Annotated in this window: 3 protein-coding genes; 2 read left to right on the forward strand and 1 reads right to left on the reverse strand. The window is 70.7% G+C overall.

The window, feature by feature from the left end; translation table 11 throughout:
* Positions 1-48: 48 nt before the first annotated feature.
* Positions 49-2223: a glycogen debranching protein GlgX gene (gene glgX, locus VGK78_RS08495; protein ID WP_414690657.1), complete on the forward strand. Its 2175-nt coding sequence runs from the start codon at positions 49-51 to the stop codon at positions 2221-2223.
* Between the two features lie 256 nt (positions 2224-2479).
* Here the strand turns inward: glgX and glgP are convergent, their stop codons facing one another.
* A complete protein-coding gene (gene glgP, locus VGK78_RS08500) occupies positions 2480-5059 on the reverse strand; it encodes an alpha-glucan family phosphorylase (protein ID WP_331527177.1) in 2580 nt (859 codons plus the stop codon).
* A gap of 128 nt (positions 5060-5187) precedes the next feature.
* On the opposite strand from glgP, the gene VGK78_RS08505 reads away from it, so the two are divergent.
* Positions 5188-7316: M36 family metallopeptidase (locus tag VGK78_RS08505; protein WP_331527178.1), on the forward strand; the 2129-nt coding region annotated here is incomplete at its 3' end.

Below are 7316 nucleotides of genomic sequence, written 5' to 3' on the forward strand. Positions count from 1 at the left end.
CGTCGAGCTGTGGGGTTTCCTCCGGCATTCTGCCGACCGTCGGCCACAATGTCGCGAGTGACCCCTGGAACCTGGCGCCACCCCGGCGAGACCGCCCCGGTGTGGCCGGGCCGCACCTGGCCGCTGGGGGCGTCGTACGACGCCGAGGCCACGAACTTCGCGGTGCGGGCCCCGGAGGCGACCGGTGTCTGGGTCTGTCTCTTCGACGACGACGGCGGTGTCGGGACGGAGACCCGGCACCCGCTCACCGAGGTGTCGCTGGGCATCTGGCACGGCGCGATCCCCGGAGTCGCTGCCGGCACCCGGTACGGCTACCGCGCCGACGGGCCGTGGGCGCCGGAGATGGGCCTGCGGTTCAACGTCGACAAGCTGCTGCTCGACCCCTATGCGCGCGCGATCAGCGGAGACCTGGCCTACGACCGGTCGATCTTCGGCTTCGACGTACGGTCGCCCGGCCGCCGCAGCCACCTCGACTCCGCGGCGTACGTCCCGAAGGGGGTGGTCGTGCACGACCCCGGGTTCGACTGGGGCGACGACCGCCGGCCGTACACGCGGTGGCGCGACACGGTGATCTACGAGCTGCACGTGAAGGGGATGACAGCGCTGCACGACCGGGTGCCCGAACACCTGCGCGGCACGTACGCCGGGCTGGCCACGCCGGCGGTCATCGACTACCTGCTCGATCTCGGGGTGACCGCGGTCGAGCTGCTGCCGGTGCAGCAGTTCACCAGCGAGCCGCACGTGTTGCGGCGCGGGATGGCGAACTACTGGGGCTACAACACGATCGGCTTCTTCGCGCCGCACGGCGGCTACTCGTCGGCCGGCGACCGTGGCGGCCAGGTGCGCGAGTTCCGGGAGATGGTGCGGGCCTTCCACGCCGCGGGTCTCGAGGTGATCCTCGACGTCGTCTACAACCACACAGCCGAGGGCGACGTCAGAGGCCCGACGCTGTCGTTCCGGGGCCTCGACGACCGCGGGTTCTACCACCGCGTCGACCACCGCGCGCCGGGCGACCCCTTCGAGGACATGTACTGGGACATCACCGGCTGCGGCAACACGGTGAACACCTCAGACCCGTTCGCACTGCGGCTCGTGCTCGACTCGCTGCGCTACTGGACGTCGCAGATGCATGTCGACGGCTTCCGCTTCGACCTCGCGTCGGCGCTGTCACGCTCCGGCCATGCCGTGGACATGGCGTCGCCGCTGATGATCGCGATCGGGCAGGACCCGACCCTGCGGCACGTGAAGCTGATCGCGGAGCCGTGGGACGTCTCGGCCGACGGCTACCGGGTCGGGGAGTTCCCGCCGCCGTGGGTGGAGTGGAACGACCAGTACCGCGACACGGTCCGCGACTTCTGGCGCGGCCACACCAACGGCATCCGGACCGTCGCGACCCGGCTCGCCGGATCGTCGGACCTGTACGCCGACGACGGGCGATCGCCGTACGCCTCGGTGAACTTCGTGACCGCCCACGACGGGTTCACCCTGCGCGACCTGGTCTCCTACGAGGACAAGCACAACGATGCCAACGGCGAGGGCAACCAGGACGGGTCCTACCTCAACCGCTCGCAGAACTTCGGCGTCGAGGGCGAGACCGACGACGCCGAGATCGCCGCGCTGCGCCGTCGTACGGCGGCGAACCTGCTGGTGACGCTGTGCCTCTCGAACGGCGTTCCGATGATCACCGCCGGCGACGAGCGCGGGCGCACGCAGGGCGGCAACAACAACCCGTACGTCCAGGACAACCAGACCTCGTGGATCGACTGGCGGCCGGACGACGCGTGGCTCGACGTCTACGAGATCACCAAGGCCGCGCTGCGGCTGCGACGCGAGCATCCCGCGCTGCGGCAGCGGCACTGGTTCGAGGGCCGCCCGACGATCGTGGGCGGCCGCAAGGACCTGATCTGGGTGCACCCCGAGGGCCGGGAGATGACCGGCGACGACTGGGCGGACAACGAGCTGTCGGTGGTCGGGATGCTGGTCACCGGCGACCCGCTCCGCTCCCCCGGTCCGCGCGGTGAGCAGCAGTGGGACAGCTCGTTCCTGATCTGGCTGAACGCGGAGCCCGACGCGGTGAAGGTGACCATGCCGTCGGGGGTCTGGACCCGCGACGGCGAGGTCGTCGTCTCGACCTGCCCCCAGCACCCCGTGGGAACCGATGTCTCCCCCGGCGAGTCCCTCACCCTGGACGGCCGGACCGTGGTGGTGGTCCGGGAACGCTGACCCGGCAGAAGTGTGCTGCTGAGAAGCGCTGACCCGGCTCATGCCGACGCCGGAGAACGCCGACCCGGCTCGTGCCGACGCCAGAGAACGCCGACCCGGCTAGTACCGACGCCAGAGAACGCCGACCCGGCTCGCACCGACAGCAGAGACCGATGATCCGGCTCGAGCCCGTGTCGAGAGGAGCCGGATCGACGCCCTGGAGCGTCGCGAAGAGCCGGGTCGGCGTCCTGGAGCGTCGCGAAGAGCCGGGTCAGCGTCAGGGGAGGGCGACCAGGCCCATCTCGGAGACCGAGGCGAGGACGTTGTGGCGGGGGACGATGCGGACGGTGTAGCCGAAGGCGCCGCCGCGCTTGAGCGCGACCTCGCCGTCGAAGCGGTAGCGGCCGCCGTCGTAGCTGTCGGTCAGCGCGAGCTGGGTGACCGATGAGTCGACCAGGTCGTCGTCGCCGTTGATCACGCCGTGCACGACCTCGACCGCGACGTCGTCCGGCGTCAGCGACCCGAGCGCCACGAACGCCCGGACGGTCAGCATCGAGCCGACCTCGGGGTTGTCGCCGACACCGTGGCTCTCGACGTGCTCGACGCGTACGTCGTCCCAGCCGGACCGCACCTGCTTCTTCCAGGTGGCGAGCTCGGTGGCGCCCTTGTAGTCGGAGTTGAGCGCCCGCCCGGTGACCGCGGCCGGCGTGTACAGCCGGCGGACGTAGTCGCGCACCATCCGGGTCGCGAGCACCTTCGGGCCGAGCGACTTCAGCGTGTGACGGACCATCTCGATCCAGCGCGTCGGTACGCCGTCGTGGTCGACGTCGTAGAAACGCGGGGCGACGTCCTTCTCGATCAGGTCGTAGAGTGCGGCGGCCTCGAGGTCGTCGCGGCGGTCGGGGTCGTCGACGCCGTCGGCCGACGGGATCGCCCAGCCGTTCGAGCCGTCGTACCACTCGTCCCACCAGCCGTCGAGGATCGACAGGTTGAGCCCCCCGTTCAGCGCCGCCTTCATGCCGGAGGTGCCGCACGCCTCGTAGGGGCGCAGCGGGTTGTTCAGCCAGACGTCGCACCCCGGGTAGAGCGGCTGCGCCATCGCGATGTCGTAGTTCGGCAGGAAGACGATCCGGTGCCGGACCTCGGGGTCGTCGGCGAAGCGCACGATCTCCTGGATCAGCTTCTTCCCGCCGTCGTCGGCGGGGTGCGCCTTGCCCGCGATGATCAGCTGCACCGGACGCTCCGGGTGGAGCAGCAGTCGCTTCAGCCGCTCAGGGTCGCGCAGCATCAGCGTGAGCCGCTTGTACGACGGCACGCGCCGCGCGAACCCGATCGTCAGGACGTCGGGGTCCAGCGCCTCGTCGACCCAGGCCAGCTCGGCGGCCGGGATGCCGCGCTTCAGGTTGGACCGCATCAGCCTGCGACGCGCCTCGACCACCAAGCGCTCACGCAGCAGGTGCTTGACCGACCAGATGTCGCCGGACGGCGTCCGGTCGACGGCCTCCCAGAACGAGTCGACCTCGTCGTCGTCGCCGTTCGCACCGTGCCGCTCGGCCAGGTCGAACACCTCGCGCCCCACCCACGTGGGTGCGTGCACGCCGTTCGTGATCGACGTGATCGGCACCTCGGCCTCGTCGAACGCCGGCCACAGCCCGTGGAACATCTCGCGGCTGACGTGTCCGTGGAGCTGCGAGACGCCGTTCGCGCGCTGGGCCAACCGGAAGCCCATCACCGCCATGTTGAAGACCGTCGGGTCGCCACCGGCGTAGTCCTCGGCGCCGAGCGCCAGGATCTTCTCCAGTGGTACGCCGGCAACGGGCCCGGCCGAGCCGAAGTACTGCTCGATCAGCTCGCGCGAGAAGCGGTCGATGCCCGCGGGCACCGGGGTGTGCGTGGTGAAGATCGTGGACGCTCGTGAGACCTCGAGCGCGGTCGCGAAGTCGAGCTTCGGGCCACCCTCCTCGAGGGTCAGCTCACGGATGCGCTCGAGGCCGAGGAAGCCGGCGTGGCCCTCGTTGGTGTGGAAGACCTCGGGCTCGGGGGCCCCGGTCAGGCGCGCATGCACCCGCAGCGCGCGGACCCCGCCGATGCCCAGGAGGATCTCCTGGCGCAGGCGGTGCTCGGAGGTGCCGCCGTACAACCGGTCGGTGATGTCGCGGAAGTGGTCGGGGTTGCCCTCGACGTCGGAGTCGAGGAGCAACAGCGGCACCCGGCCGACCTGGGCGACCCAGATCTTCGCCATCAGCTCGGGTCCGCCCGGAAGCGCGATCGAGATCGTGGCGCGGGCGCCGTTCTTCTCGCGCAGCAGCGTGATCGGCAGCTCGTCGGGGTCGAGCACCGGGTAGTTCTCGGTCTGCCATCCCTCGCGCGACAGCGACTGCTTGAAGTAGCCCGCGTGGTAGAGCAGGCCGACGCCGACCAGGGGTACGCCGAGATCGCTGGCGGCCTTCAGGTGGTCGCCGGCCAGGATGCCGAGCCCGCCGGAGTACTGCGGCAGCACGGCGGTGATGCCGAACTCGGGCGAGAAGTAGGCGATCCGGGACGGCGCCTCGTCACCGGCCCGGCGGTTGTACCACCGCTCGCCGACGAGGTAGGCGTCGAGATCCGCCTTGGCCGAGCCGAGGCGGTCCAGGACGCTCTGGTCGGAGGCCAGCTGCTCGAGCCGCTCCGGCGTCACCGCACCCAGCAGCCGCATCGGGTCGTGCTTGGTCGACTCCCAGATCTCGGGGTCGACCTCCGCGAAGACGTCCTGGGTGGGTGGGTGCCAGGACCACCGCAGGTTCCCGGCGAGGTCGCCGAGCGCGGACAGCGCCGGAGGCAGGACCGGACGGACGGTGAAACGACGGATCGCACGCACCCGAGGACGGTAACCGAGATCGACTTGATCGTTCCAATTTTTGGCGAGGTCGGCGCGCCGGGTGTGGTGCAGGGCACGACACACGTGCGTGCTCGTAACCCCGCGCCCCGCCGCGCGTTGTGGCGGGCATGATTCCGCGCGCCCCTCGCAGGAGCTTCCTGCTGGCCTGGTTCGGCCTGCTCGTCCTCGCGTTGGGCATCGCCCTCGCCCAGCACCCGGCGTACGGCGGCACACTCGCGGCCGCCTCCGCGCAGCCGACGACGTCCACGATCGGCGACTCCGTGCCGGGCCTCGGCGACCTGGACGTGCGCGGGCACGTGCTGCCGACCGCTGCCCAGCGCTCCGCGGCCGGGACCCTGGGCGCCGTCGACCTGCGTTGGAACCAGTTCGGCACGCCCGCCTCGATCCTCCCCGCCGACGGCTCCCTGGGGGCCGAGACGTCGTCGGACCCGGTGACGGCGGCACGATCGTGGCTCGCGGCCCACGCCGCCGTCTTCGGGCGTACGCCGGCCCAGATGCGGGCGCTGAGCCTGGTCAGCGACCAGCGGCTCGCCAGGAGCCCGGCCCGCGCGGTGCTGTTCCGCCAGGAGTTCGGCGGGCTCGCCCCGGCCCTCGACAGCATGGTCACCGTCGGGGTCGCACGCGGCCAGATCGCCTACGTGAGCTCGTCGCTGACGCGCACCACGGGGACACCGCCCGGCGCCACCATGTCCCCGCTGACCGGGTGGCTGAAGGCGGCCGCGAACGTCGGGCGTGCGGTCCCGTCGACCAGCCTCGCGGACATCACCCAGTCCGTCAGCGGCGGATGGACCCGCCTGCACGTCCCGGGGTTCGCCCAGGAGCAGCAGGTGCGGCTGCGATCCCTGGCGATGGCCGACGGCAGCGTGCGGCCGGTGTTCGAGGCGAACGTCGTCGACGTGGCACAGGGCTCGGCGTTCGCCTACACCGTGATGGTCGACGCAGTCACCGGCCAGGTCCTGCACCGGCAGAACCAGGTCGACAACTCCAGCGACGTCTACCCGTTCAGCGGCGAGATCACCGCGGACGCCTGCGGCCCCCGGCACGAGTTCGAGCTCACCGACGACCAGACGAAGTCGATCGTGGCGACCGCAGCCATGGCGAACACCCTCGACGACATCGTGGTCAAGATCTTCGCGCCGAACGGCGATCTCCTGGCCAGCGCGGACACCGGCACCTCGCCCGAGGCGGCGACGTACACGGCGGACTCGATCCCGAAGGGCATCTACTCGATGCAGGTCTGCCCCTTCACCGACCCCACGGTGCCGTTCACCCCGCCCGGCAACTACGCCGCCGGCGTCGCGACCAGCGACCAGAGCAGCGGGACCCCCAGCACCGGGTTCGAGCCCCGGTGGCGTTACTTCACGGCGAACCCGAGCCTCGGCTCCCTGGGCACCACGAGGCCCGGGAACTCCGTCATCGGCTGCTGGACGGCAGCCTCCGGCTGCACCTCTCCGACCGGGCCGTTCGTGACCGTCGCCGAGCCGGGTCCGTGGGACACCGACATCCGCACCGGCCTGCCGACGCTGACGACGGTCGGCAACAACGCCACCACGCACGAGGCCTGGGGGAGCCCGCTGACGCCCGGCGGCACGGAGCAGGCACCGATCTCCCCGACCCGGGACTACACCGAGCCGTTCACCGACGCGTGGAACAACAGCAGGTGCGACCCGACCAACCTGCACCCCGGCGGCAACGACATCAACGCGGTCGTCACCAACCTCTTCGTGAGCCACAACCGGATGCACGACTACGCCTACTACCTGGGCTTCACCGAGAAGAACTACAACCTGCAGCAGGACAACATGTCCCGCGGCGGGACGGGGGGCGACCCGGAGATCGGCAATGCCGAGGCCGGGGGCCTCACCGGCGGTGCACCGACCTACGAGGGCCGGGACAACGCCAACCAGATCGCGCTGCAGGACGGCGTACCGGGGATCACCAACCAGTACCTGTTCCAGCCGATCGCGGGCAGCTTCTACTCGCCCTGCGCCGACGGTGCGCTCGACATGACCGTCGTCGGCCACGAGTACACCCACGCGATCAGCAACCGGATGGTCGGCGGCCCGGACGAGGGACTGACGTCCGCCCAGGGTGGCGCGATGGGTGAGTCCTGGAGCGACCTGAACGCGATGGAGTACCTCTTCTCCCACCACTACTCCACGGGCGTGAGCCCGAGCGTGATCGGCCCCTACGCGACCGGCAACTTCACGACCGGCATCCGCGACTACGACCTCGC

The sequence above is a fragment of the Nocardioides sp. genome (assembly GCF_036503465.1).
Taxonomy (GTDB): Bacteria; Actinomycetota; Actinomycetes; order Propionibacteriales; family Nocardioidaceae; genus Nocardioides.